The sequence below is a fragment of the Psychrobacter sp. M4 genome (genome assembly GCF_055699795.1).
Window position 1 is genome coordinate 884,279 of sequence record NZ_CM146740.1, and the last position, 26,518, is coordinate 910,796.

The window sequence follows — 26,518 nt, forward strand, 5'->3', positions numbered from 1 at the left end:
CAATAAAAATGTAAATTAAATTTAAAGTGTGTACTGCAACTGTTAAACAAAACTTCAAACGAGCTCATAATTATTATATATTATTGCTGCATAGTAACTGTTAATTCAATATCTCTTTGGTACTTTTTTAACTTTATCATTTCAGTTTATTCTTATATCCCAGCCTAATATTATGGAAGATATTTTATGAATTTATTAAAAAAATCTTTACTGACTATCGCTAGTTTTGCGCTTTCAGTATCTGCTATCGCTGCAACTGATACAGGTATCGCAGTTGACAAATCAAACATCAAAAATCGTCCAACGCTGCCTGATTTTACGGTGGGCATGTGTGATGATGCAGCGCCAACGTTAACGAAGCTTAAAGACAACTTATATCGTCATACTAATGGATCAGGCCTCGCAGTTCATAGCGGCATTGTGATGATTACCGATGAAGGTGCTCTAGTCGTTGATGGCGGCGCTACCTGTGCTACGGAGTGGCTAAGTAAAGAAATCCAAAGCCGTTTTGGTGTGCCTGTTAAATACAATGTCTTGACTCATGCTCATGCCGATCATATGGCAGGTAGCCAAGTCTTCCAAAGACAAGGCGCTACTATTGTCGCTCACGAGAACGCTGTTGAGCCAGTCATTGGCGAAAAAATGCCTTATGCCATTCCTGATAAAGTATTTGATGAGAAAATGACCATCACTTTAGGTGGCGAGACAGTAGAGCTGCATCATGTGGCACCCAGTCACTCAAATAGTATGACCATGGTACTGTTCCCGCGCCAAAAAGCGCTGCAATGTACTGATGTCTGCCAAAACGAAACCATGCCCTATAATGACTTTTTGGACTTCTATTATGATGGCTGGATTGACACTTTAGATTGGGTAATTGCCCAAGACGTCGATATTATCGATATCGGTCATTACACACCAGCGACCAAAGCTGAACAAGTTAAACTACGGGCTTATATGACTGATTTGCATAGACAAGTGCTGATGCTTGAGCGCGCCGGACAAAGCTGGGATCAGCTCTATCGCAATATTGAGTTTAGTCCCGAGGTACAAAGCTGGACCAACTTTAGCAACATGAAAACCTTGAATACGCTAGGTATGCACCGCTGGGTGAAGAATCATCGCCGTGGTATGTGGTAATTAGCGATTGAATTAAACTGTCATTTTAGAAAGTTTTTTAATTAGTCGTCTTCATAAAAGAGTTGTTAGAGTATTCTGGCAACTCTTTTTTATGAGACAAAATATTGAATATCGTTTTTTTTAGTAATTCAAACCAAACGAGGACTCATGATGAAAACCATCCATCATCCAGCAAATACACGCGGCGGCTCGTATCATGATTGGCTCAAAAGCAAGCATACCTTTAGTTTTGCCGATTACTATGCCCCAGATCGGGTAGGGTTTGGTGCACTTAAAGTGATTAATGATGATCATATCGAGGGTGGTCATGGCTTAAGTTCACACTCCCATAAGAACATGGAGATCGTCAGTATCCCGCTGTTAGGTGCTCTGGTGCATAAAGATAACATGGGCAACGAAAGCACGATAAGTGCTGGTGACATTCAGGTCATGTCGGCGGGCACAGGAGTCTCGCATTCTGAGCTGAACGCTAGCGTAGATACACCGGTTAAGCTGCTACAAATCTGGATTGAGCCTAATCAAAAAGATGTGACTCCGCGCTATCAGCAGGTTAGCTTAGTTGAGCTATTAAATCGTAATCAGTTTAATCAAGTACTCTCACCAAACGCGAATGACGCTGGCGTGTGGCTGCATCAAAATGCATGGTTTAGTGTCGGTGAGTTTGATGCAGGCGTGACTAAAACCTATACGTTAAATGATGCTAGCAACGGCGTTTACATATTTGTAATTTCAGGCAGTGTGGTCATTGATAGTAAAGTCTTACAGCCGCGCGATGGATTGGGTATTACCGAGACTGATAAGTTTACGATGGACGTGATTAGCAATGCGCAGGTATTGGTGATGGAAGTGCCGGTTGGGTGATTATTTTCAGCTATAGTTTTTAGTAGAGTACACTTAGCGTACTCTACCACTTGGTTTCAAATCACTCGTAATATCTAATATTCATCAAGATCTTCTGCTAATACCACCTCTCCGTCGTAAAGCTCCTTGACCTCTGAATAAGCCGTTTCAATAGGAGCGCCGAAGTGCAGCACGTGAGTTAACACCAATAAATCAGGCTTTGCTTTATTAGCTACTTTTGCCAGCTCACTGGTCAAGGTATGGGCTGCTCCATGATAAGCTTGCCAATCTGCAGGCAAAGCGTTCCATCCTTCCTCGCTGACAACTTCATGGATCAGAATATCTGTGCCTTTTGATTTTTTAATAAGGTTTTCACTATAAGATGTATCACCAGAAAAGATAATGGACTTATCAGGAGTGGTTATTTTGTAGCCATAAGCAGGCTCTATATCCCCATGGTCAACGCTAAAGGCTTCTATGGTAACCTCATTCTCATCAAAAATAATACCGTCTTTAGGAATTTCATTTACTGCTACCCGGTACATCGTTTTATCTTTAATTGGTTGAATGCCGTCAGTGCGCAAAGAGATATCTGTTTTTTGCATATCATAGTAGCCATCGGTCATATCTTGCAAACCTTTTGGGCCATAAGCATTCAATCGCGCCTCACGTCTCCACCAATAGGTGGCAGCCAGTTCCGAATAGTCCATAGTATGATCGCTATGTAGATGCGATAAAAATACATGTTTAATCATATGAGGACTCAATTCAGGCGCATCCATCGTTTTCCAAGCTTGGATCGCGCGTTGTACAGTACCATGCCCTGCATCGAATAAATAAGCCTCACCATCATGAATGACAGCAAGCCCTGAACCAGCACGTTCGGCGCTAGGCACAGGCGTTCCCGTTCCCAGCATAATCACACGGGTTTCAGCCTGTACTACACTTGCTGAAAAGATAAGAGCGGCAAGAAAGGTGAATCGTTTCAAAATTGTTTTCATGATACTTTCTCCAAATCTAAGTCAGTATGTTATTAGGGGTGACACCTACTCAGAATTGAGAAAGTTGTCATATTTTTTGCAAACTTACTTAATCTAATAATCATTAAACCAGAAAAGATATGAGCGTAAGTTATAAAATGTCATCAATCAAAAATAGAGTAAACCATTAATGTCCCTTATCTCCAGCTTCAAAGGTATATTAGGCGAGACGGTCATCAACGTAGCCATGTGGCTAAAGCTTGAAAAAGACGTTTATCATCGCCTGAACAATGTCACTTTGCCGCTGTCTAATGGCGGTAGCACCCAAATTGACCATGTCATCGTCTCTGTGTATGGCATTTTCGTCATCGAAACCAAGAATTATAAAGGCTGGATATTTGGTAATGAGAAGCAACGGCAGTGGACGCAGGCCTTTCCAAATGGCCGCAAATATAAGTTTCAGAATCCACTACGGCAAAATTATCTACATATCAAAACGCTAGCTGATTTATTAGAATTGGATATGAGTTATTTCCATTCGATGATTGCTTTTATCGGTGAGTGCGAGCTTAAGACTCGTGATGAGCTGCCAGAACACGTACTGACGAGCGGCATGGTGTCTTATGTGAAGAAAAAGCAAGATAAGATATTAACCGATGAAGAAGTCAAAGCTATCGTCGAGGAGATTGAAAATAATAGATTTAGCAAATCTTGGAAAACGAACAGTCAGCATAAAGCCTATTTAAAAGACAAGCATGCTAATACAGATAAAAAACAAACTGTTGATTCAGCTGTTATGGTAAAACCTCAGCTTAAGACCAATCTAAAACCCGAACTAAAAATGCCCGCGGTGATTAAAAGTAGAGAAGTACACCAATGGTCGGGTCAAGTGAAAACCGAACAGGATGATTTACAGATAGCTCAATCTACTATTAGCGATACTGTTTATATCACTCCGTTTGATATTTTAGATTCTGATATTAAAACGATTGAGACTGCTTCTACTGAATCAATTAAAATACCTGCGGCCTTCATCCAAAATCCTACTTGTCCTAAATGTCGGAGCGAGATGGTAAAGCGTGTCGCCAAAAAAGGCACGCGCCAAGGTCATACATTTTACGGTTGTAGTCAGTTTCCTAAATGCCGTGGCGTCGTAGACAGTGTCGCGAGGTGATGAATGTTGATTAAACAAAAGCTCAATTAAGTTTTTGATAATATGAGTCTCGCCTTAAAATAGATTAAGGTTTATAAAAAGTCAGATATAGGTAATATCTGACCAGTTTGATTAATGGCGCATTTAATCGTAATAAGAGTTTTTGTTAAAAAGGCTGCATTCAAATACTGATCGCAGATTTGAGACCATCGTACACGGCTTCTTCGGCAGTACGCGGAGCGAGACAGTCACCGATCAAAGTAACGGGTAGATCAAGCCAACGATCCTCATCTTCGGGGGAGACGTTGGGTATCCCTCCACAGGACAATACTAGATGATCAACGTCATCTAGAATCATGGGCTCGCCGCCTGCAGTGTGATGAAAATAAACCGTGTCATCGTCGATCCCAAATGCTCGGGCGTAGGTTACTATTTTGATACCAAGGTTGTGGAGTCTTGCTGCGGTATGGTCGCGGACATAACTTTGTAGTGACTCGCCTACATGTAAGCCGTTGACGGCAAGCGTTACCTTTGCGCCTGACTTGGCTAGCATTTCTGCGACGCCAACGCCGATCCAGTCGCCCTTGCTATCATAGACCACCACGTGACCGCCGGGCAAGGTGGTCGCACCTAACAAATCGATAGCTTGACTGACTGGTAGGCTGCCCATACGTTCCAAAGGTGGGCTGTAGGGTTTGGCACCAGTTGCCATTAGCACTTGCTCGTAGCCTTCTTCAAGCAGCTTTTCTGGCGTGACGTTTTGCTGGGTCAATACCTCGACCTGACTACGCTTAAGCTCCTCTTGTAAGTTGGTGATAAGTCCACCGAACTCAGCACGATGCGGTAATAGCTGCGCTAGATTGACTTGGCCTCCTAGGCGTGAATTAGCTTCAAAAAGGGTTACCTTATGACCTCTGGCTGCTGCTATCACAGCGGCTTTCATGCCAGCTGGACCACCGCCAATTACTGCGACACGGCGAGGATGTTCCGCAGTACCGATATCATTGTACTGCAGCTCACGGCCTGATTCGGGATATTGTATACACGAGATTGGCAGGCCACGATGGAAGCGGCCAATGCAAGCCTGATTGCAGCCGATACAAGCACGAATGCCATCCGCATCGTTGTTTTTAGCCTTGCTTGGCATAGCCGGATCGCAGATCAGTGCTCGAGTCATGCCGCATAGATCCGCCGCTCCTGAACGTAACACCTCTTCTGCCTCGTGCGGTTGGTTGATACGCCCAGTGAGGATCAAAGGCAGAGACAAACCCGCACGCAGCGCCAAAGCTTCATCCTTGAGGTAAGCATTGTCATACATCATGGGCGGCACGATATGTATCGCTCCTCCTAGCGTCGCAGAGGTTCCCGCGACAACACTAGCATAGTCCAGCTTATTTTCTAAATACTTTAGCGCCTCGATTGCATCTTCTTCGCCCATACCGTCTTCATCGCGCTCATCACAAGAGATGCGCAGTCCTATAGCTAGTTCATCTCCAGCCCGACGACGAATCTCATCGATGATCTCTTCCAAAAAACGTATCCGGTTAGCGAAGCTACCGCCGTATTTATCAGATCGATGGTTTACCTTTGAGCTAAGAAACTGCGCCGGTAGATAGCCATGACTGGCAACAATCTCTATGCCTTGAATTCCCGCCTGCTGCATACGCATGGCTGCATCACCAAAACTGGTAACGATGTCATGAATTGTGCTTTGATTGAGGGCACGCGGCATGACGTGGAAGCGCTCTTGTGGAGAGTTGGAGGCTGAGTAGGCGACTGGCTTTAATCCATCGGCGGACTCCATAATTTCGCGGCCTGGATGTAGCAGCTGGGCAAAGAGCACCGTACCGTGACGCTGACACGCTTCAACCAAGCGTCGATATCCTGGAATGCAGCCATCTTGGTTAGCCATCAGTAAGTGTGAGGTGTAGCGTGCCGTTTCATGTACTCCAGAGACTTGCAGTACGATCAGGCCAGTACCGTAGCGAGCACGCTTTTCGATATAGGCAACAAGCGCATCGTTAGCAACGCTATCTTCTGGTAGACAGGTATCGTGACCGGTCAGCACAATACGATTAGGTATGGTATGCTGACCGATTTTGAACGGTGAAAAAAGAGTAGGGAAGAGCGGCTGAGTACTCATGAACGTGTCTCCATTAATTGTTTATCGGCTGCAATGCGAGCAGCTTTATGGCCGTAAGCCCGTTTTACTTGCCAAAAAGCTAGTAAACCGACGCTAAATACCGCCAAGCCATAACCTAGTGCAAGCAAGCTCTCGCCACTAAAGATACTGAACTCACGTCCTACGGCTGCAGCATAAGGAACAGCGTAGAACATAAGCATTAACCCTGAAATAGCCAGCCCTGAGACCATGACAATTACTGGCCAGATCAGTGTTTTTTTCACCCTTACCGGATCAAACTCTTCCTCTGGTGTTTGGCGAATAGCTTCATAGTAGGCAAGAGCGGCGCTCGTTGGCTTGGTAAAACGAGAAATGACAAGAATACAAACGATACTGCTAACCAGACCTAAAATAAAAGGATCCATATACACAGATAACGAGATCATGCCGGCAGTGTCCATGAGTTTGGCGCCGATATTGACGACAAAACCCACGAACATGCCAACGAAAGCGGCAGGCGCACTGATGCGGCGACTCCAAATACTCATAAAGGCCACAGGACCCCAAGAAGACGCAAACAAAGTACCTGCAAAATAAGTGATCCACATCACCGCTGGCGGCTGCAGAAACGCTAAAATCAAGCTAATTAGCGCCGCGGCGAACATAATATAGCGGCTTAGACGCAAGGTTTTGTTATCGCTCCACTTCCTTGAATCGATGATATCGTTGGTAACGCTAAAGCTAATTAAGGACAAAAAGGTTGAGCATGAAGACAGGGCCGCCGCCATAATACCTGATATGAGCAGGGTGCCAACAAAGGCTGGCATCATGTTTATGCCTGCCCAAATGATAGCGCGCTCGGAGGGTTCGATATTTGGGTTAGCAAGGTTGATCGCAGCGCCGCTGAACATCATTATTATGTACATTGACGCAAGTACCAGTCCGGCAACGCAGGCTGAGCGCACCACCACATGCTCACTTCGCGCCATCAAATAACGGCTGGTTTGCCAAGGGCTGACAGCTAAAACGATTGACCAAGAGACTCCCAGTATGACTGCCCAAACAAGCGCCTCCCCTCCAGAAGACCATATAGCGTTTTCTCCGGTTAAACCATGCCAAGCAATAATACCCGGTTTGGCTTCATAGGTGGCAAGCGCGTTTAGTGAAGCGTGCCAACCGCCGCCTTCAACCAGTATATAAGGTAGGGCAATGACGGTGACTGCGGTAAATAATAAGAACATAATAGTGTCAGTCAGCACCACCCCGCTGGATCCTGAATACAGGGTGAATCCCATGTAGCCTACCCAAACCATAAGAAGGGCGGCGCCGTAGGGTATGCCTACCACATCTGCGATCAAGATTGAAGCGCCTTGGGTAACGGCCAATAAATAAGCGGTGAGACCGATCGCAGTGGTGTACCCAGCTAGCACCTGAATGGCGCGCGAATCAAAACGCTTGGCAAAGAACTCTGGGACGGTCAATGATTTGCTACGTCGTATAAAACGCCCAAAGAACAGTGCTCCCAACACATAACCACTGGTATTAATGGCCGTCAATGCCAGCATCAAAAAGGCATAGCCGTCATAGGCAAAACCCGTTTCGCCAAGAAAAGCGGTGGTACTGAGAAAACTGGCTACTAAGGTACCAACAATTAGTAGGGTAGGCGCATTTCGTCCTGCTACATAGTAGTCTTCTATGCCCTGTACCCTGCGCCCGGCATAGTTGCCTACTAGTAGGTAGACCGCAATGCTAATTAACAGCCCCCAAAAGTATATATTCATAGCGTATCCTTATAATAATGTGGTCCATTAACAGCATAGGTAACAAATGCTATTAAGGTAACTTCCAATGTTATTTAAACCGACTATAAACAGTACAACTCTAGCTTACTACTAGTTATAGTAATACATAACCTTTCTTTTTTATTTCTCCATTTTTTAGTAAAAGTAGTTAAAAAGTGGTAGAAACTTGTATATTACTGAACACAATATTTTGAGTGACTATAAATAATTATAAATAAGAATTTAATGAGTCTTTTTATACGATGTTATATATTAAAAGGATAGTGGTCAACCAATACTAATCTCAAAAATTAAAGTTGTACTCGGTTATGAGTAATTGAAGAATAAATATTTAAACAAATAAGCTAGATTAAACGGCATTTTCCAATTTACTATAACGGCTTCAAGAGAATAAAAAAAGCCTAACACTAGTTGTTAGGCTTTTCTATTTATAAATTCTTAACATCTATTGAATACAAAATAAAAATTAATTTAATAAACTTTTGATTTTATTTTTTATAAATTTTTGTCTACTATTTATTATTTACAGTATTTTTATTGACAACTCTCATTAAAAAATAAAGTTTAACTTTTGATGACTAAAGTCAGCACTATCGTTTTGTCACTGTATCTACTGAGCGAACGGAATCATTTGGAGTTTTAAGCAAATACCTATGTTTTTAAGGTATAAGATTAAATTAGAAAACATATACAATCGTAGATTAACATCCAAATGCTTGTTCAATTTTTGGCGTACATTTGCATAGGCAAGGATGAGCAGGCTATGCCACTATATGATAAAAAAATGAGATTTATTGTTTTTGAAATGATGTCGGCGAGGTTTGCTTATGCTTTATACCTGAAGATACGGCGACTGTAGAAGTCGCAATTGATCTTTCTTGATAGACATTTATAGAAGGTTAAGATCAGTAAGATAATTTGTGAATCAAATAACTATCATTCTAACCATAAATTTCTTCCAAACGTATACAAGATACCAAGCGACCTTCCCACTCTCTGAGTTTTGGCTCTATCTCGCTACATTTAAGCTTAGCAAAAGGGCAGCGTTTATGTAAGGCACAGCCACTAGGCGGATTTAGCGGGCTAGGTAGCTCGCCGTGCAGGGTTAAATCATTCTTCTGACCCGCCACCGTTGGCGCTGCGGCCAATAGAGCGATGGTATAAGGATGCTTAGGCGCATTATAAATAGCTTCTTTTGGCCCATGCTCAACCGCCTGACCTAAGTACATCACCATCACCTCATCAGCGACATGACGCACTACCGATAAGTTATGTGAGATAAAGACGTAAGCGGTATGATACTCGTCCTGCAAATCCATAAAAAGATTTAACACTTGAGCTTGAATCGACACATCAAGCGCTGAGGTGGGTTCATCAGCGACGACAATTTTTGGATTAAGCATCATAGCGCGGGCAAGGGCAATGCGCTGGCGCTGACCGCCTGAAAACATATGCGGATAACGCCCTGCGTGTTCGGGACGTAGACCAACATTGCGCATCATCTCATTAATTTTATCGCGTTTGTCTTCTTTTGATAATTTGGTATGAATATCTAGCGGTTCAGTCAACTGATAACCGACGGTATGACGCGGGTTGAGGCTACCATAAGGGTTTTGGAACACCATCTGAATCTCGGTACGCAACTCTTTTAAAGCTTTTCGGCTGTAACCGGTGGTCGCTTCATCATTGATAAATAGCTCACCGCTAGTGGGCTGTTCAATGAGTGTTAATTGGCGGGCAAGCGTAGATTTACCGCAGCCTGATTCGCCAACTACCGCCAGCGTCTTGCCGGCTTTTAGCTCAAAAGACACTCCGTTTAGTGCTTTCACATAAGCTTTGGCTTTACCCAAACCTTGCGACACCGGATAATGTTTATGCAAATCAATGGCTTTTAGTACAACTTTATTACTCATGAGTGGATTCCAGCGCTTCAATAGATGGGGGCAGAGTAGCTTTGAAATCAACGAGGTCGGGGTGAATACAGCGTACTTTGCCATTTGGTGTGGTTAAGATCGGCGGCGGCACTTCGCAGGCAGGCTCTTTATAGGGACAGCGCGGCGACAGCAGGCAACCTTTGGGGCGATCGTATTGACTAGGTACCACGCCTGGCAGGCTATTTAATCTATCTTGTCCAATAGCCAACTCTGGGATAGCTTGCAGCAGGGCCTCGGTATAAGGATGCGCCGGATTTTGGAAAATCTCAGGTACGGTACTGGTCTCAACCACTTGTCCAGCGTACATTACCGCCACATCGCGCGAGTTTTGAGCCACAAGACCTAAATCATGGGTGATCAATACCATCGCCATCTGTTTTTCGCGCTGTAGACGACTAAGCAAATCCATAATTTGTGCTTGTACGGTGACATCAAGGGCGGTGGTGGGTTCATCAGCGATAAGTAATTTGGGCTCGCAAGCAATCGCCATCGCAATCATCACGCGCTGACTCATGCCCCCTGAGAGCTGATGCGGATAAACCTTGAGACGGTTTTTGGCATCGGGCATCTCGACCAACTCTAGTAGCTCTAAGATACGCGTGCGTACCGCCGAGCCGCGTAGACCAAGGTGTTTACGCAGTACTTCACCTAGCTGCATCTCAACAGTGAAACTAGGGTTTAAGCAAGACATAGCGTTTTGGAAAATCATAGAGATATCATTGCCAATGATGCTGCGTTTTTCTTTGGCAGATAGGCTCAACATATCTTTATTATCAAACATCACCCGCTTGGCACGCACTGTGGCAGAAGGCGGCAATAGTCCCATTAGCGCCATCATGGTGACGGATTTACCAGAGCCGGACTCACCAACGACAGCGATAACTTCGCTATGCTTGATTGTCAACGACACATCGTCTACTGCGCGAAAAGCACGCGCGCCCTCTCCAAAAGTGACCGATAGATTTTCGATATCCAGCAGTAAGGATTCATCTTTGGTCGTTGAAAATGCTGTGTTCATTGCAGAAGCATTATTTAAGGAATTATTCATTACGTTACCTGCTTCAATTTGGGATCTAGAGCATCGCGTAGACCATCGCCGGTCAGGTTAATTGACAAAGCAGCTAAAAAGATAGCGACACCTGGCCAAATGGCTAGCCAAACATTACTTTGAATATATTGCCGTGCTGTGCCCAGCATTGCACCCCATTCAGCATCTGGTGGTTGCACGCCAAAGCCTAAGAAACCAATGGCACCTGCTTCCAAAATAGCCGAGGAGAAAATCATTGTCGCCTGTACGATAAGCGGCGCCATACAATTGGGCAAAATGGTGACGAACAACAAACGTATCACACCTGCACCCATGACCTGCGAAGCGGTAAAATACTCGCGTTGTAGCTCCACCATCGCTGTGGCACGAGTTAAGCGAATAAAGGGTGGCGTACAAACCAGAGCGATGGTAATAATGGTATTGGTCATAGAAGGGCCTAAAATGGCAGCAATAATAATCGCCAATAATAAGCTAGGATAAGACATCAAGATATCGTTGACCAGCATGACCGCTTTACCCCAAACTTTAGGCCAAAATGCCGCGCTAAGCCCCAAAGAGATCCCCACGATCATCGCTAAAGTGGTGGCGCTCAGACCAATAAATAACGAATAGCGTGCGCCATACATGACCCTTGATAGAGTGTCTCGGCCTGCATCATCAGTACCGAGCCAAAACATACTGTCACCGCCGCTTAAGAATGCTGGCGGCAATTGTTCTTGTCCTGTGAACAATTCATAAGGGTCATGCGGCGCAATGGCTGGCGCAAGTATGGCAATCACTACCATTAAAGTCAGCACGATAAAGCCTAATACGGCGCCTTTATTGCGGCAAAACGTTGCCAAAAACAACTGCCAAGACGAGGGCGGATTGGCAGCCATAAGATCGATATCAGAGGGAAGAACAGAAGGCTTCATGAGCAATTCCTGTAGTGGTCAGCGCTTTTGGATTTGTAGAGAGCTTTACTACAACCCTTTAAGCGCCAATCGTCACTATTTGAGCAATTTTAAATAGAGCAATAAATGAGTATCGAGTATTATCAAGTTAGGAAGTATGCCGGATACGTGGATTAATAAGACCATACAAAATATCGATAAATAAACTCACCAAAATCAGTGCGGTCGCGACCAATAAAATACCGTTTTGTACAATAGGATAATCCCGAGTAAAAAAGCCATCCAGCAGCCAATTACCAACACCTGGCCAGCTAAAAATAGTCTCAGTAATAATGGCGCCGGCAAGCAAGGTCGCCATCTGTAAGCCAACCACAGTAACGACGGTAATCAAAGCGTTACGCATGACGTGTATTAATATGACGCGGCGCGGGGACAACCCTTTAGCCCTTGCCGTACGCACATAGTCCTCGTCTAATACCTCGAGCATAGCTGAGCGGGTCATCCGCGCAATCATTGCCAAAGGAATAGTCGATAACGCGATAGAGGGCAAGATGAAATGCTTGACCACATCCCAAAAAGCGCCTGGTTCTCCTGAGGTCAGCGAGCCTAATAACCAAGAGCCATACAAAGGCTGGACATCCAAAAACTGCGCAACAGAGATCACCCCAGCGACTGGCAACAGACCTAGATAGTGCGCAAATATACCAGTCAAGATAGGCCCTAGCAGATAGATAGGCATAGAATAACCTGCCAACGCCCCTGACATCAAAGTGTAATCAATCCAAGTCCCACGGCGTAGCGCGGCGAAAATACCCAAGCTAACCCCGATCACGCTAGCAATAACAATAGCGCATAATGCTAGCTCTAAAGTGGGTACGAAATGAGAAAAGAAATCTTGCAGTATTGGCGTACGAGTGCGGAAAGACTCACCAAAATCACCTTGCAATATATCGGTCAGATAATTCCAATACTGGACAATGAGTGGTTTATCAAGTCCTAGCCTTTCTAAAGCGCGAGCATGCAGCTCCGGATCTACCATGCGCTCGCCCATCATAATCTGAACCGCATCACCAGGAACTAAACGGATCAAAGTAAATGTCGATAACGTTAAGCCAATATAGACAGGAATTAAGATAGCAATGCGGCGCAGAATATAAAGTAGCATAAGGCTGCTCAATAGTTATAGTATTAGTAATAAAATGCTTCATTACGAAACGCTTGGTTGTATAGCTTAGCTTGTAAAAATAAGGCTAGAGCAGGGCGTCTGATCCAGCCAAGCATTGATGAGATACTTTGCAAGCTGGGCTGAATCAGACTTAGTCAGCTAAAACTACTCAACACTGACCCCATCAAAACGTATGGAGCCAAGCGGGCTAATCTTATAGTCTTTAACGTTCGGAGCGGTAAATACGGTAACTACCGAATGCGCCATGGTGCTCCAAGGCAACTGCTCTTTGAATATTTGCTGAGCTTGCACGTATTCATTGACACGTTCATCTTGATTATTGATTTGACGAGCATTGGTAACTAAAGTGTCAAAGTCCTCATTACACCAGCGTGCGTAATTATTACCGCCGATCGCGTCGCATGATAATAAAGTACCCAGCCAGTTATCTGGATCACCATTATCACCGGTCCAGCCTGATAGGATGACATCCGGCTCACCTTTAGAGGCGCGGTTTAGGTACTCGCCCCACTCATAAGTAACCAGATTGGCGTCAACACCAATCTTTGCCCAATCTGCTTGTAGCATCTCTGCCATAAGCTTGGCATTAGGATTGTACGGGCGCTGCACGGGCATATACCATAAGTCAATTTCAAGGTCGTCAGCTCCGGCTTCTTGAATAAGCGCTTTGGCCTTTTCTACATCATAAGGCGCATCTTGTAGTGACTCATCATAGCCCCACTGCGTCGGCGGCATCGGATTGGTCGCTTTTACGCCTTCGCTTTGATAAACCGCATTGATGATAGCGTCTTTGTTGATCGCCATATCTAAGGCTTGACGGACTTTGAGGTCACTAAGTTTAGGTTTCTCGACATTGTAGCCGACATAGCCCAAGTTAAAGCCGGGCTGATCAAGTACCGTGGCTTTACCTGAGGATTTAACCGATTCGATCTCAGCAGGTTTTGGATAGGCCGATACATGGCACTCGCCTGCCTGTACTTTTTGCGCGCGCACGGCTGAGTCTTTAGTAATGACGAAGACTAAATTATCGATATGAATATCGTCTTTGTTCCAATAGTCTGGATTTTTGGTATAGCGAATTTGGGCGTCTTTTTGGTAGGAGGTGAAGACAAAGGGTCCGGTACCAACTGGTTTGGTGTTGATATCAGCAGCGTTGTCCGAAGCTAATAACTGGTCGGCATACTCAGCAGAATTGATATAGGCAAAGGGCATAGCTAGGTTTTGTAAGAAAGGGGCATTGGTCTCGCTTAGCGTAACTTTAACCGTATAATCATCAACCTTTTCGATATCAGAGATGATGTCAGGCAATCCCATACCTACTGAATAAGGGAATTCAGCGGGATAGGCTTTATTGAACTCAAAGTCAGGATCAGTAATGCGCTTTAAGGTAAAAATAAAGTCATCGGCATTGAAATCACGCGTTGGAGTAAAGTAGTCAGTAGTACCAAACTTTACCCCTTTACGCAAATTAAAGGTATAGGTTTTGCCATCTTCACTGATCTCCCAACTCTCGGCTAACGCAGGTTCAATCTCAGTCTCAGCGCGCTTAAATTGTACAATACCGTTATAGATAGGGTAGGCACTGGCATCAAAATCAGTACCGGCAGTATACTGCGCAGGATCAAAGCCGGCGGGGCTGCCCTCTGAGCAATAAAGCAAAGTCTTTGACCCAGTGCTATCTGAGCTGGCAGTTGTCTCATCGGCGGTTTGATTATTACCGCCGCAAGCACTAAGGCCTAAAGTAACTGCTGCTAATAGGGTAAGCTTAAAAAGTGAGTGCTGCATGGTTACATCCTATGTAAATGGTAAGGGATAGCTGATTGTATTCATATTGAAACTATAAATACAATCAGCTATCCTTCAATTCCCTTTGAATTATTTATTAAACAACCTAATTGAGTAATAACGCCGTTTTAGTTTTAAACGAAGCTTGCACCGAATATAGTCGGACAAAACAGTGAAACGAATATACTATGTTAAACGGTTGTAACGCAAGATTAAATTTTCGTTTAACTATTTTGTCTATACTCTTATCCACTTTTCAGGGTGGACAAATTATTCATCTTGCCATACTTTAACCTGAAACGGTCTCAGCAGGGCTATGCTGTCCCTCACTACTGCTAACCTCACTATGCTTAGTATCGTTACGCTTAACTTTACCGTGCTCAGTTTTAATCATATCCGCTAGCCTCTCAGCGATCATAATCGTGGGAGCATTGGTATTAGCGCTGATTAAAGTCGGCATAACTGAAGCGTCGATCACGCGCAGACCGGTGACACCGCGTACTTTGAGTTCTAAATCAACTACCGATTTGTCATCTGAGCCCATACGGCAAGTGCCTACCGGATGATAAATGGTATCGGATCTATTTTTTATATAACCGAGCATGCCGTCTTTTTCGATATAGGGCGCAGGGTAGTCCTCGGTGATATATTTAGCAATGGGTGCCTCGGCCATAATTGCGCGGGTACGTTCTGCGCCCGCCACCATATATTCAACATCTTTTGGATGCGCTAGATAATTGGGATCAATTAGCACAGGGTCAGAGGGAATTGCAGAATTTAGCCTGACCGTACCGCGACTTTCGGGGCGTAGATAACAGGCATGACAGGAGATCGCGTAGCCGCGTTTTAGGTCGCGGCCATGGTTGATCACTCGCGATATAACAAAGTGCAACTGAGTATTCGGCCAGTTTTGTGCATCATCACCTACGCTAAAAAAAGCTCCTGCTTCAGCATAATTGGTTGAGAGGATACCGGTGCCGTCTTTTTTCCACTGTTTCATGGCTTTAAAGAAGTTTTTGCCTGCCACCATACCGATACCAAAGACGTCAGTGGTATTGACTTCATAATCGAAGACCACATCAAGATGATCTTGCAGATTACCGCCGACTTCAGGTGCATCAACCACTACGTCGATATCGTGCTTTTGTAGATGCTCTGCCGGACCAATACCCGACAGCATAAGGACTTTGGGTGAGCCAAAAGCGCCACCTGACAAAATGACCTCATGGTGCGCTCTAATGGTCAGCTCGCCGTCTTGTTTTTCATAAATCACACCAACCGCTTTGTTGTCTTCAAAAATGACTCGGTTGACCTGGGCGTGAGTGATGACGCTTAAATTGGGACGGCTTTGTACAGGATGCAAGTATGCGGCAGCAGCAGAACAGCGCTGACCTTGCTTATCACCATGAAAATGGGTGACCTGGTATAGCCCGACGCCGTCTTGCTTATCGCCATTAAAGTCGTCATTGTGATCTAGTCCATTGGCGATGCCGGCCTCTACAAAAGCCTTGGAGATCTCACGCGGGCTCAGTAGATCAGAGACATGTAATGGTCCTCTATCACCGTGATGCTCATTGCTACCACGTACATTGTTTTCAGCCTTGATAAAGTAGGGCAGCACGTCATCGAAGCCCCAGCCTGTACAGCCTGCATCGACCCAGCGCTCATAATCTAGAGCACTACCGCGGGTATAAATCATAGCGTTGATGGCGGAGGAACCGCCCAAACATTGCCCGCGCGGTTGAAAACCACGACGATTGTTCAGATGGGTTTGCGGAGTAGTATGAAAGCACCAGTTATTGAGTTTAAGGGGTTTACCGGGTACAAGTAAGATCAGTCCAGCAGGTACACGAACGGCTAAGTCTTTGCCAGCGCCACCATATTCTAATAGACAAACGCTGATGTCCGGATTTTCAGTAAGACGGCTGGCAAGCACGCATCCTGCTGAACCGCCTCCAACGATAACATAGTCAAATTTTTTATCGACTTCCATATACTGTTCCTTGTTGCTTCCCTGCCAATCAAATATTGGTTACTTATTACCATAACTATTATTTCGTCAAAATAGAGAAATAAAAATGACTAAAGCGTATCAATCGACCAATACGCCTTAAAAGAAGAGTAAAAATTACCGAATCAACTTTGTATAGTCAACCCTAAATAAAACTAGCACATTTTATACTAGCAACACTGGACCTATTTTGACGTGTATTGACTATAATCGGTTTATACCTCACATATCTCTGAGCGCACAATAAAGCGTTTGCCCTCTGGTATCTCCAGTGAAAAACTGGCGCCGCGCCCGTCTACTACGTCAATAGTCAGATCGGTATGCTGCCAGAGTTTATACTGAGCTTTACCCATATAAAAAGGACAACCCGCCAAATCACCAACCAATACATCTTGTCCGCCTACTTTAAACTCTCCTAATGGATAGCACATCGGTGAGCTACCATCGCAGCAGCCACCGGACTGATGAAACATCAGCTCGCCATGCTTAGATTTTAATAACTCAATAAGTGCTTTGCAGGACTCTGTAGCCATGACTTTCATAATGAACTCCTTGTACATTTAATTCGTCTTAACCTATATTTTACAGCAATTTTATGGTCGGCTGGCTTTGATCTATGGTGGGTAGCTCTTGCTCATCTTTAAGCTCAACCCCTGATAATTTAAGCTCAGCAGATTTCTTCATCAAGGCCAACAAACGACTGGCGGCCATTTTAATAGGCAATCCTGCGGCGCGTACGTTGGAGATGCAGTTGCGCATCGCATCATGGCTCTCACTATGCGCACTCCACGTATAATAAATACCTAAGCTATCAGGGGAGCTTAGGCCGGGGCGCTCACCAATGAGCATGACCAGCATCTTGGCCTTGAGTCGTTCTGCTACCTTATCGCCTAAAGCGACGCGGCTGCCCGTAGCAATCACTAAAGGCGCGATACTCCAGCCTTCTTCTTTAAATAACGGCAATAATTCTGCTACTAGCTTTGGACCATTTTCTTCTATTGCCCGTGCCGATAGCCCATCGCCGAGCACGATGAGCACATCGTAAGGTTTATCTAAATTTGAACGCTCTGCAAACTGCTCTAACTTTTCAGCAGAATCTTCGCTTAACAGTCTGCCCCAATCGGGACGTTTGAGATACTCAGACTTATCTTCGGTCTGACTGGTGACTGTAAATAGATCCCAAACCTCATCAGATGATGCTCCTTCTTGCTGATCTGATTTTTCGAAATCTTCTTCTGTACCAGACTCGTCATCCATATCTTTAAAAGTAACTTGACAAGCTTCAGCTAAATCTTGAATCAAAGCCTCAACATCTAAGTCTTGTAATACTGCGTCTTTGGCCTCGGCATGATCGAGCTGAAACTTTAATAAAGGTTTGGTCGGCAGGCTACAGCCCACGCGGCCAAGCGCGATTCTAGAGTCGGTGTATTCTTTTAGCTTTTGCCAAGGATCTAAATGTACCAACTCGCCACGCTGACCAGTTTTAGAGTTGCCATCCTCGATAACCGATGGCTTGGTTTGCCAATCATGATTAGACATTAGATCCTCCTTTATAATTTAGTAGTGCTATACCTTATTTCTCTCTTCTAATCGTTCTTATATAAATATATAGTTTTATATAATGCTAGAGAGCAGCTTTGATGGCTTATCTGACCACTGAATACGGTTTTGCGATTGAGTATAAATGCCGTTTTCACTGAGCCAATGCGCAAACTCAGGAGCAGGGGTCAGCCCAAGCAGTTGTCTGGCATAAAGCGCGTCATGAAATGAGGTGGTCTGATAATTAAGCATCACATCATCGGAGCCTGGGATGCCCATAATAAAGTTAATCCCCGCCGTTGCCAGTAAGGTCAATAAAGTATCCATATCGTCTTGATCGGCATCGGCGTGATTGGTATAGCAAATATCGCAGCCCATAGGCACACCAAGCAATTTGCCACAGAAATGATCCTCAAGACCTGCGCGAATGATTTGTTTACCATCAAATAGATATTCAGGACCGATAAACCCTACTACAGTATTCACCAGCAGCGGATCAAACTCGCGGGCTACGGCGTAGGCTCTTGCTTCTAGCGTTTGCTGATCGACGTCGAAATGGGCGTTGCTCGATAATGCGCTGCCTTGTCCGGTCTCAAAGTACATGACGTTTTGACCGACCGTTCCGCGATTAAGACTGACGCCCGCTTCCTGACCCTCGCGCAGTAGCGCCAAATTTATCCCAAAGCTGGTATTGGCTTTCTCGCTGCCTGTGATCGATTGAAAGACCAAGTCGACGGGGACTTTTTTTTCAATGAGCTGAATGGCAGAGGTGATGTGCGTCAATACGCAAGACTGCGTAGGAATTTGGTACTCAGATATCACATGATCGAGTAGCTTTAATAGCTCTGTTAGGTTTTGCAGATTGTCGGTCGCAGGATTGATACCGATGACCGCATCGCCATTGCCATACATGAGGCCATCGATAATACTGGCAGAAATGCCTAACATGTCGTCGGTCGGGTGATTGGGCTGCAAACGTGTAGACAAACGACCCTCAAGACCAATCGTATTGCGAAATTTGGTGACGACATTGCATTTTTTGGCAACTAGTATCAAATCTTGAACGCGCATAATTTTGCTGACAGCCGCTACCATCTCGGGGGTAAAGGCGTACTTTAATTGTGTGATGCTATCTTTGGTGGCAGACTCGCCTAATAGCCAGTTTCTTAAATCACCAACGGTAAAGCTAGATATCTTAGCAAAAGCTTGGCTATCGTGCTGCGCCATAATCAGCCGCGTTACTTCATCGTCTTTATAAGGGATAGTAATGTCATCCAAAAAGTCGATTAATAAGCAATCAGCCAAGGCCATTTGCGCCGCTACACGCTCAGTAGCATCAGCGGCAGCAACACCGGCCAGCTCGTCTCCTGATCGGCGCGGTGAAGCTTTGGCAAGTAACGTTTTTAGACTGTCAAATTGGTAGTTGTGTTGTCCTACGGTATGGTGATAAGTCATTTTTTTTCCCTTCTATAAATACCATTAACTCAAATCCTCTGATGCCGCTTGAATCTCTGCAAACTCTTCTTCTGGTGTACCGCTAACCAAATGGTGACGACTAAAGATGACAAAATACAGAATAAAGACGATATAAATTCCAGCGGCCATAAACCAAACTTTTGGATCTACCATTAGCCCTGCAATGACGGCGAGCAATGCCAGTACCAGCGCTATACTTGAAGTCACAATACCGCCCGGAGTCTTATAAGGACGCGGCAGATCAGGGCGAGACAAGCGCAGTTTGATGTGCGAAGCCATCATTAATACATAGGAGATAGTCGCGCCAAATACTGCCATTAAAATCAGCAAATCGCCCTCACCAGTGAGCGATAATAAGAATCCAATAATGCCGGGGACAATAAGTGCTAAATAAGGCGCTTTATTACTGTTGGTTAGCGAGAGTTTTTTAGGCAGATAACCCGCGCGTGATAGGGCGAAAATCTGCCGCGAGTAAGCGTAAATGATGGAGAAGAAGCTGGCGATAAGTCCTGCAAGACCGACAAAGTTTACAAAGCCTGCCAGCCACGTGTTATTGCCATAGACTGCCACTAAGGCATCTACCAAAGGCGCGCCTGAATCTTTTAGCGTATCAGCGCCTGCCGCGCCTGGCCCTAAAAACAGAATAAGCAGCGCAAATGATGCCAAGATTAACATGGCACCAATCAAGCCGCGCGGTAGTGATTTGGCAGGGTCTTTGGCTTCCTCGGCGGCAAGAGGTACGCCTTCAACCGCTAAAAAGAACCAAATAGCGTAGGGGACGGCCGCCCAAATACCGATATAGCCAAAGGGTAGAAACGGGCTAGCACCTGCTTGGGTACCGACGGCGATGTTGAATAAATTATCACTATTAAAATGCGGAATCATGGATACGATAAAAACCACTAGGGCGATACAGGCCACGGCGGTAATGCCGAACATAATCTTTAAGGCTTCGCCTGCGCCTTTTAAGTGAATGCCTATAAAGACGATATAGCAGGTCAAATAAATAATCCAGCCACCGATACCGAATAGTGATTCGCAATAAGAGCCGATGAACACCGCAATAGCTGCAGGCGCAATAGCGTATTCAATCAAAATCGCGGTACCCGTTAGATAGCCTCCTAGAGGGCCAAAAGCTGTACGGGCGAAGCTATAGCCGCCTCCAGCTGTTGGCAGCATAGTAGACATCTCTGACATCGATAGGCACATACATAGATACATCAACGCTACCGCTAACAGAGCAACAAACAAACCGCCCCAACCACCCTGCGCTAGACCAAAGTTCCAACCTGCAAAGTCTCCGGAGATGACGTAAGCCACGCCAAGACCTATCAATAAAACCCAGCCAACCGCGCCTTCTTTGAGTTGGCGTTTGGCAAAATAATCTTTTTCAACTTGAGAGCTACCGGAGACGGCACTGTTTTGATGGTTAGACGTGTCTGTCATGTTGTTCCCCTAAATAAAGGTTATAAATAAACCAAGGGTACTGCTAACTTTTGCTATTAAGTGCTGACAAATAAATGGATAACTAAAGATAAAAAGGTCGTATCTCTTCAACTCAAATTGCTAGTAACGCATGGTTGAAAGGATACGACCTATTATTAATAATCAAAAAAAGTAATCGTGAAATCAATATAGAAATGTCACATTACTACATTGTCATGAGTTACATAGCGTAGTCGATCACAATACGCCCCTCAATTTTACCATCGCGCATCCGATCGAGAATATCATTGATATTTTCAAGTGGCTCAGCGGCAACCGTTGCTTTTACCTTACCAGCTGCTGCCATCTCTAGCGACTCTTGTAAGTCAAGACGAGTACCGACAATGGAGCCGCGTATCGTAATACCGTTTAGCACCGTATCAAAGATGGAGACTGGGAAGTCGCCTGTTGGTAGACCATTACAGACCAAAGTACCACCGCGTCTCAACATAGTTAATGCTTGGTCAAACGCTTTAGCGGATACCGCAGTTACGAGCACACCATGAGCGCCGCCGATCTCTTTTTGTAAGTACTTACCAGGATCATTTTCCTTGGCGTTAATAGTGACTTTTGCGCCCAATTTTTTGGCAAATTCAAGCTTCTCATCATCAATATCAACAGCAGCAACATTGAGACCCATAGCAACCGCATACTGTACTGCCATATGACCGAGGCCACCGATACCTGAGATCACAACCCAATCGCCGGGTTTGGTTTCGGTCATTTTAAGACCTTTATATACAGTGACTCCTGCGCATAGAACGGGAGCAATCTCAACAGAATCGACGCCTTCAGGGATATGGCCAACGTAATTGGGATCGGCTAGCACATATTCTGCAAAACTACCGTTAACGGAATAACCAGAGTTTTTTTGTTTTAGGCATAAGGTTTCCCAGCCGCCCAAGCAGTGCGTACAATGCCCGCAGGCCGTGTAAAGCCAAGGCACACCGACACGATCCCCTTCTTTTACATTATCCACCCCTTCGCCAACGGCCGTTACCAGACCGACGCCTTCGTGTCCAGGGATAAAAGGCGGACTTGGTTTGACTGGCCAATCACCCTCAACAGCATGCAAGTCAGTGTGGCAGACGCCTGATGCTTGCATTTTTACTACGATCTCACCGGGACCTGGGGTTGGAATATCGACCTCTTCGATTTGCAGTGGTTGGTTAAATTCATGTAGAACGGCAGCTTTCATTTTATTACTCATGGTATGACTCCTTGCGATTAGTGGTTATTGACTAATAACCACTATCTTTACATTAGGATGCGCATCTAGCATCTCTGATATGCTCTACAGTGCCTTCATAGAGCGGCTTATACACAGTAGTGCCAATATATAATGCCAACAGATAGACTTAGAAGAAGCCCATCGCTTTGGTATTATAAGATACCAGCATGCTCTTGATTTGTTGATAATGCTCGAGCATCATCAAGTGGTTTTCGCGACCAATACCAGACTGCTTATAACCACCGAAGGCGGCATGTGCAGGGTAGATGTGATAGCAATTGGTCCATACGCGTCCCGCTTGAATACCGCGTCCAAAACGATATGCTTTATTGACACTGCGCGTCCAAACCCCAGCTCCAAGGCCATATAGAGTATCATTAGCAATCCTCATCGCCTCGTCGTCATCTTTGAAAGTAGTCACCGCGAGTACCGGACCAAAGATCTCCTCTTGGAATACGCGCATGTCATTGGTGCCCTCAAAGATAGTGGGCTGTACATAATAGCCATCGCCAAGATCACCGTCATGCTGAGCTTGCTCGCCACCTACTAACACTTTAGCGCCTTCTTTTTTACCGATATCAAGGTAGGATAGAATCTTCTCAAGCTGATCGGAGCTGGCCTGCGCGCCAATCATGGTATCGGTATCGAGCGGGTTGCCCATTTTGATGGCTTTAACACGCTCAACGCAGCGTTTGATAAAATCGTCATAAATACTTTCATGCACGAGCGCCCGTGAAGGACAGGTACAAACCTCGCCTTGATTCAGCGCAAACATAACTAGACCCTCGACCGCTTTATCTAAGAAGTCGTCATCTTCATCCATGACATCGGCAAAGAAAATATTGGGACTTTTACCACCAAGCTCCAAGGTCACCGGAATGATATTTTCGCTAGCGTACTGCATAATCAAGCGACCCGTTGTCGTCTCGCCAGTAAAGGCCACTTTATTGATACGCGGGTTGGAGGCAAGCGGTTTACCCGCTTCCACACCAAAACCATTGACGATATTGAGCACACCTTTTGGTAAGATATCAGCGATACCAATGGTCTCGAGCATAAACAGTAGGGAGGCTGGGGTTTGCTCAGCAGGTTTTAAAACGACACAGTTACCAGCAGCAAGTGCAGGGGCTATTTTCCAGACGCCCATAAGAATAGGAAAGTTCCAGGGGATAATCTGCCCAACGACGCCGAGCGGTTCATGAAAATGATAGGCAACGGTATCGTCATCGATCTGGCTAATGCCGCCTTCTTGGGCGCGAATGGCGCTAGCAAAATAACGAAAGTGATCGATGGCAAGGGGAATGTCGGCGGCAAGAGTTTCGCGCACCGGCTTGCCGTTCTCGTAGCATTCAGCGATAGCAATGGCTTCCAAGTTGGCTTCCATCTTATCGGCGATTTTGAGTAGTAAGTTGGCGCGCTCGGTAACGCTGGTTTTGCTCCAAGCGTCTTTAGCCGCGTGAGCGGCGTCTAGCGCCTTTTCAATATCGGCTTCTTTGGAGCGCGCTACTTGGCAAATGGTTTTACCATCAATCGGACTAGTATTGTCAAAATACTCACCATCGGCAGGCGGGGTCCACTCACCATTGATAAAGTTGTCGTATTTTTCGCGGAATTTTACTGGGCTGTCTTGGGTATTGGGATAGGCGTATAACATAAACGGTTCCTTGTTATGGACGGTTGTAGAATGGCTACAAGGCAATGCCCGAGCCTGATTTTCCTTATCGGCTTATTACCCTATCGTACTTACCTTTTACGCTAACTGATAGCTCTATTTATTTATAGTTAACAAACTCATACATAACTTTGAGTTATTAGATACCTCTATCTTAAATGAGTAGGTAAATACACTACAAAAGCCATTGCAGCTGCTATAATCGTTGCCAAATAGTTGCCCGCGCAATCTAGTTCTTTGAATGAAACTGTCCTTTTGTAGTCTACTAATTGGTTTGGATATATGCGTCAATCTTCTGCTCTTGATATTTTAAAAACAGGTCAAAATGTCTTTTTAACCGGTTCAGCAGGGTCAGGTAAAACTTATACCCTCAATAAATACATTAATTATTTGCGCGCGCGCCGGGTACCTGTGGCAGTGACCGCTAGTACTGGTATTGCAGCAACGCATATGAGTGGTACCACTATTCATAGCTGGTCGGGTATTGGTATCAAAGACGAATTGAGTGAGCGCGATTTAACCAACCTATCACGTAAACAGTTTTTGGCGGATAGACTCAAAGATACCGCGGTACTTATCATTGATGAGATATCCATGCTGCATGCTAAGCAGCTCAACGCTGTCAATCAAGTGCTCAAACATGTACGCAAAAATGACAGCGCGTTTGGCGGTATGCAAATCATAGTGGCCGGAGACTTTTTTCAGCTGCCGCCTATTGGTAGCAAAGGCGAGAGTAATCGCGACAAGTTTGCCTTTATGTCGCAGGCGTGGCTCGATGCTGGGTTTCACATCTGCTATCTATCTGAGCAGCATCGGCAAGTCAGCGAGGCGGCGAACGGCGGTCTTGATTTGGATGATATTCTCAATCAAATTCGCCGCCAAGAAGTTAGCTTTGAGGCGATTGCAGCCTTAGAGAATACCTTTGATCAAGATGTTGATGTTAAACGGACGCGCCTTTATACCCATAATCTTAACGTCAATAAAATCAACGATAAAGAACTTGCCGCCTTAGATGGCGAGATGATGCGCTTCGAATCAACGGCGACTGGTGATGATAAATTGGTGGAGACGCTCAAGAAAACTGTGCGCACGCAAGATGAGCTGATCCTCAAAGTCGGCGCTAAAGTGATGTTCATCAAAAACAATACCGAGCTTGGGGTCTCTAATGGCACCATGGGCGAGCTGATTGGCTTTGCGGCAGTAAAAGTTGATGACAAAGAAAAAGCGCAAAGTGATGCCTTTAAAGACAGTGAGGAAGAAAGGGGCAGTACTGATGACAACGATAATACTAATGTCAGTAGCGCCAGCAAAAAAGATAAATCCAAAGCCAAAAAGGATAAACCTGCCGCCCAAAAGATGCCCGTTGTGCGTTTAAATTCAGGTCTTGAAGTGATCGCTGAGCCTGAAGAGTGGATCATTGAAGACGAAACCGGAGAGGTGCTAGCAAGTTATAATCAAGTGCCCTTATGTCTGGCATGGGCGATTACCATTCATAAATCGCAAGGCATGACTTTGGACGCCGCTGAGATTGATTTATCGCGCACTTTTGAGCTGGGTCAAGGCTATGTGGCACTATCACGGCTCAAGTCATTGGCAGGTTTGCAGCTGCTCGGTATGAATGAGATGAGCCTTCAACTTGATCCGCTGGCGCGCGGTGCCGATAAAAGATTCTTAGTGTTATCAGATGAAGCCGATGCCAACTATGCCATGCTTGATGACAAGAGCATGACGCAAGCTCATGAAAAATTCATTCTAAAATCAGGCGGCACCTTGAGTAAGTCAGTTATTGATGCCTATGATAATTTGCAAAAAAGACGCCGCGAGCAAGCACAAGCGCAGCAGGATAAAAAACAAAAACTTGGCAATCAAGTTGCTGATAAATCAGAGAGTACTTTAGCAGCCACGCGGCTACTGTTAGAAGAAAGCTTATCTATCGCTGAGATTGCGCAAATGCGCGGACTTGCTCAGTCTACCATCATGCGCCATATTAGTGAGCTTAAGCGTCAAGACGCAAGCCTTGCTTGCGATCATCTGCGCCCTGATGATGAGGTGATGACCGCGGTTGGCAACGCCTATGTTGCTATCAAAGTGGCTAATGATCCCAATGATTTTAGCGATGATGGCAGCATCAAGATCAAACCTATTTATGACTATCTGAAACAAAAAGTCGATTACAATACTATTCGTTTGGCCCTAATTTTTATTAATCCTTAACCTTTAT

19 protein-coding genes are annotated in these 26,518 nt (G+C 45.1%); 4 read left to right on the top strand and 15 right to left on the bottom strand.

From position 1 onward, the window contains the following. Nucleotides 1-186 precede the first annotated feature (186 nt). Nucleotides 187-1,140 (top strand): MBL fold metallo-hydrolase, encoded by a 954-nt coding sequence (locus ACR63N_RS03815; RefSeq protein WP_472782488.1) that lies wholly within the window; start codon nucleotides 187-189, stop codon nucleotides 1,138-1,140. 150 nt (nucleotides 1,141-1,290) lie between these two features. Continuing rightward, nucleotides 1,291-2,001, top strand: a complete 711-nt coding sequence (locus ACR63N_RS03820) for a pirin family protein (RefSeq protein ID WP_472782705.1) — start codon at nucleotides 1,291-1,293, stop codon at nucleotides 1,999-2,001. 74 nt (nucleotides 2,002-2,075) lie between these two features. Here the strand turns inward: ACR63N_RS03820 and ACR63N_RS03825 are convergent, their stop codons facing one another. Then, complete coding sequence (locus ACR63N_RS03825) at nucleotides 2,076-2,981, bottom strand: MBL fold metallo-hydrolase (RefSeq protein ID WP_472782489.1); 906 nt, start codon at nucleotides 2,979-2,981, stop codon at nucleotides 2,076-2,078. A 169-nt stretch (nucleotides 2,982-3,150) separates the two neighbouring features. On the opposite strand from ACR63N_RS03825, the gene ACR63N_RS03830 reads away from it, so the two are divergent. After that, nucleotides 3,151-4,134, top strand: a complete 984-nt coding sequence (locus ACR63N_RS03830; protein ID WP_472782490.1) for an NERD domain-containing protein — start codon at nucleotides 3,151-3,153, stop codon at nucleotides 4,132-4,134. A 160-nt stretch (nucleotides 4,135-4,294) separates the two neighbouring features. On the opposite strand, the gene ACR63N_RS03835 is transcribed toward ACR63N_RS03830, so the two are convergent. The 14 genes from ACR63N_RS03835 to exaC all read right to left on the bottom strand — a co-directional run bounded on the left by ACR63N_RS03835 (nucleotide 4,295) and on the right by exaC (nucleotide 24,279). Further along, the gene (locus tag ACR63N_RS03835; RefSeq protein ID WP_472782491.1) at nucleotides 4,295-6,256 is read right to left on the bottom strand and encodes an oxidoreductase; all 1,962 of its coding nucleotides are present in this window, start codon (nucleotides 6,254-6,256) and stop codon (nucleotides 4,295-4,297) included. Further along, nucleotides 6,253-8,016, bottom strand: coding sequence for a sodium:solute symporter family protein (locus ACR63N_RS03840; RefSeq protein WP_472782492.1), 1,764 nt, complete (start codon nucleotides 8,014-8,016; stop codon nucleotides 6,253-6,255). The genes ACR63N_RS03835 and ACR63N_RS03840 overlap by 4 nt, the downstream gene beginning before the upstream one ends. A 962-nt stretch (nucleotides 8,017-8,978) precedes the next feature. After that, on the bottom strand, nucleotides 8,979-9,950 hold the full coding sequence (locus ACR63N_RS03845) for a peptide ABC transporter ATP-binding protein (RefSeq protein ID WP_367107138.1): 972 nt from the start codon (nucleotides 9,948-9,950) through the stop codon (nucleotides 8,979-8,981). Continuing rightward, the gene (locus tag ACR63N_RS03850; protein ID WP_367103763.1) at nucleotides 9,943-11,019 is read right to left on the bottom strand and encodes an ABC transporter ATP-binding protein; all 1,077 of its coding nucleotides are present in this window, start codon (nucleotides 11,017-11,019) and stop codon (nucleotides 9,943-9,945) included. Before ACR63N_RS03850 ends, ACR63N_RS03845 begins: the two co-directional genes overlap by 8 nt. Continuing rightward, nucleotides 11,019-11,933 (bottom strand): ABC transporter permease, encoded by a 915-nt coding sequence (locus tag ACR63N_RS03855; RefSeq protein ID WP_367103762.1) that lies wholly within the window; start codon nucleotides 11,931-11,933, stop codon nucleotides 11,019-11,021. The genes ACR63N_RS03850 and ACR63N_RS03855 overlap by 1 nt, the downstream gene beginning before the upstream one ends. Before the next feature lie 127 nt (nucleotides 11,934-12,060). Continuing rightward, nucleotides 12,061-13,077, bottom strand: coding sequence for an ABC transporter permease (locus ACR63N_RS03860; protein ID WP_367103761.1), 1,017 nt, complete (start codon nucleotides 13,075-13,077; stop codon nucleotides 12,061-12,063). A 165-nt stretch (nucleotides 13,078-13,242) separates the two neighbouring features. Further along, nucleotides 13,243-14,883 carry an ABC transporter substrate-binding protein gene (locus ACR63N_RS03865; protein ID WP_367107139.1) on the bottom strand — a complete coding sequence of 547 codons (1,641 nt, stop codon included), beginning with the start codon at nucleotides 14,881-14,883 and terminating at the stop codon, nucleotides 13,243-13,245. Between the two features lie 289 nt (nucleotides 14,884-15,172). Next, on the bottom strand, nucleotides 15,173-16,876 hold the full coding sequence (locus ACR63N_RS03870) for a GMC family oxidoreductase (RefSeq protein ID WP_472782493.1): 1,704 nt from the start codon (nucleotides 16,874-16,876) through the stop codon (nucleotides 15,173-15,175). Between the two features lie 233 nt (nucleotides 16,877-17,109). After that, on the bottom strand, nucleotides 17,110-17,436 hold the full coding sequence (locus ACR63N_RS03875; protein ID WP_367103758.1) for a DUF779 domain-containing protein: 327 nt from the start codon (nucleotides 17,434-17,436) through the stop codon (nucleotides 17,110-17,112). 40 nt (nucleotides 17,437-17,476) lie between these two features. Then, entirely contained in the window at nucleotides 17,477-18,433 is a 957-nt protein-coding gene (eutC, locus tag ACR63N_RS03880; RefSeq protein WP_367103757.1) for an ethanolamine ammonia-lyase subunit EutC, read from the bottom strand. A gap of 75 nt (nucleotides 18,434-18,508) precedes the next feature. Next, the gene (locus tag ACR63N_RS03885; RefSeq protein ID WP_367107141.1) at nucleotides 18,509-19,888 is read right to left on the bottom strand and encodes an ethanolamine ammonia-lyase subunit EutB; all 1,380 of its coding nucleotides are present in this window, start codon (nucleotides 19,886-19,888) and stop codon (nucleotides 18,509-18,511) included. 24 nt (nucleotides 19,889-19,912) lie between these two features. Then, nucleotides 19,913-21,355 (bottom strand): ethanolamine permease, encoded by a 1,443-nt coding sequence (eat, locus tag ACR63N_RS03890; protein ID WP_367103755.1) that lies wholly within the window; start codon nucleotides 21,353-21,355, stop codon nucleotides 19,913-19,915. A 220-nt stretch (nucleotides 21,356-21,575) separates the two neighbouring features. Next, on the bottom strand, nucleotides 21,576-22,604 hold the full coding sequence (gene adhP, locus ACR63N_RS03895) for an alcohol dehydrogenase AdhP (protein WP_367103754.1): 1,029 nt from the start codon (nucleotides 22,602-22,604) through the stop codon (nucleotides 21,576-21,578). A gap of 148 nt (nucleotides 22,605-22,752) precedes the next feature. Then, a complete protein-coding gene (gene exaC, locus ACR63N_RS03900) occupies nucleotides 22,753-24,279 on the bottom strand; it encodes an acetaldehyde dehydrogenase ExaC (RefSeq protein ID WP_367103753.1) in 1,527 nt (508 codons plus the stop codon). A gap of 300 nt (nucleotides 24,280-24,579) precedes the next feature. Between exaC and ACR63N_RS03905 the strand changes: the two genes are divergently transcribed. Next, entirely contained in the window at nucleotides 24,580-26,511 is a 1,932-nt protein-coding gene (locus tag ACR63N_RS03905) for an AAA family ATPase (protein WP_367107142.1), read from the top strand. Nucleotides 26,512-26,518: the final 7 nt, after the last annotated feature.

Bases quoted from the DNA above. Each gene is read 5' to 3' on its own strand.
- ACR63N_RS03815 (WP_472782488.1), top strand. From the start codon at position 187: ATGAATTTATTAAAAAAATCTTTACTGACTATCGCTAGTTTTGCGCTT.
- ACR63N_RS03865 (WP_367107139.1), bottom strand. From the start codon at position 14,883: ATGCAGCACTCACTTTTTAAGCTTACCCTATTAGCAGCAGTTACTTTA.
- ACR63N_RS03860 (WP_367103761.1), bottom strand. From the start codon at position 13,077: ATGCTACTTTATATTCTGCGCCGCATTGCTATCTTAATTCCTGTCTAT.
- ACR63N_RS03835 (WP_472782491.1), bottom strand. From the start codon at position 6,256: ATGAGTACTCAGCCGCTCTTCCCTACTCTTTTTTCACCGTTCAAAATC.
- exaC (WP_367103753.1), bottom strand. From the start codon at position 24,279: ATGTTATACGCCTATCCCAATACCCAAGACAGCCCAGTAAAATTCCGC.
- ACR63N_RS03905 (WP_367107142.1), top strand. From the start codon at position 24,580: ATGCGTCAATCTTCTGCTCTTGATATTTTAAAAACAGGTCAAAATGTC.
- ACR63N_RS03825 (WP_472782489.1), bottom strand. From the start codon at position 2,981: ATGAAAACAATTTTGAAACGATTCACCTTTCTTGCCGCTCTTATCTTT.
- eutC (WP_367103757.1), bottom strand. From the start codon at position 18,433: ATGTCTAATCATGATTGGCAAACCAAGCCATCGGTTATCGAGGATGGC.
- ACR63N_RS03845 (WP_367107138.1), bottom strand. From the start codon at position 9,950: ATGAGTAATAAAGTTGTACTAAAAGCCATTGATTTGCATAAACATTAT.
- ACR63N_RS03885 (WP_367107141.1), bottom strand. From the start codon at position 19,888: ATGACTTATCACCATACCGTAGGACAACACAACTACCAATTTGACAGT.
- adhP (WP_367103754.1), bottom strand. From the start codon at position 22,604: ATGAGTAATAAAATGAAAGCTGCCGTTCTACATGAATTTAACCAACCA.
- ACR63N_RS03875 (WP_367103758.1), bottom strand. From the start codon at position 17,436: ATGAAAGTCATGGCTACAGAGTCCTGCAAAGCACTTATTGAGTTATTA.
- eat (WP_367103755.1), bottom strand. From the start codon at position 21,355: ATGACAGACACGTCTAACCATCAAAACAGTGCCGTCTCCGGTAGCTCT.
- ACR63N_RS03840 (WP_472782492.1), bottom strand. From the start codon at position 8,016: ATGAATATATACTTTTGGGGGCTGTTAATTAGCATTGCGGTCTACCTA.
- ACR63N_RS03820 (WP_472782705.1), top strand. From the start codon at position 1,291: ATGAAAACCATCCATCATCCAGCAAATACACGCGGCGGCTCGTATCAT.
- ACR63N_RS03870 (WP_472782493.1), bottom strand. From the start codon at position 16,876: ATGGAAGTCGATAAAAAATTTGACTATGTTATCGTTGGAGGCGGTTCA.
- ACR63N_RS03850 (WP_367103763.1), bottom strand. From the start codon at position 11,019: ATGAATAATTCCTTAAATAATGCTTCTGCAATGAACACAGCATTTTCA.
- ACR63N_RS03855 (WP_367103762.1), bottom strand. From the start codon at position 11,933: ATGAAGCCTTCTGTTCTTCCCTCTGATATCGATCTTATGGCTGCCAAT.
- ACR63N_RS03830 (WP_472782490.1), top strand. From the start codon at position 3,151: ATGTCCCTTATCTCCAGCTTCAAAGGTATATTAGGCGAGACGGTCATC.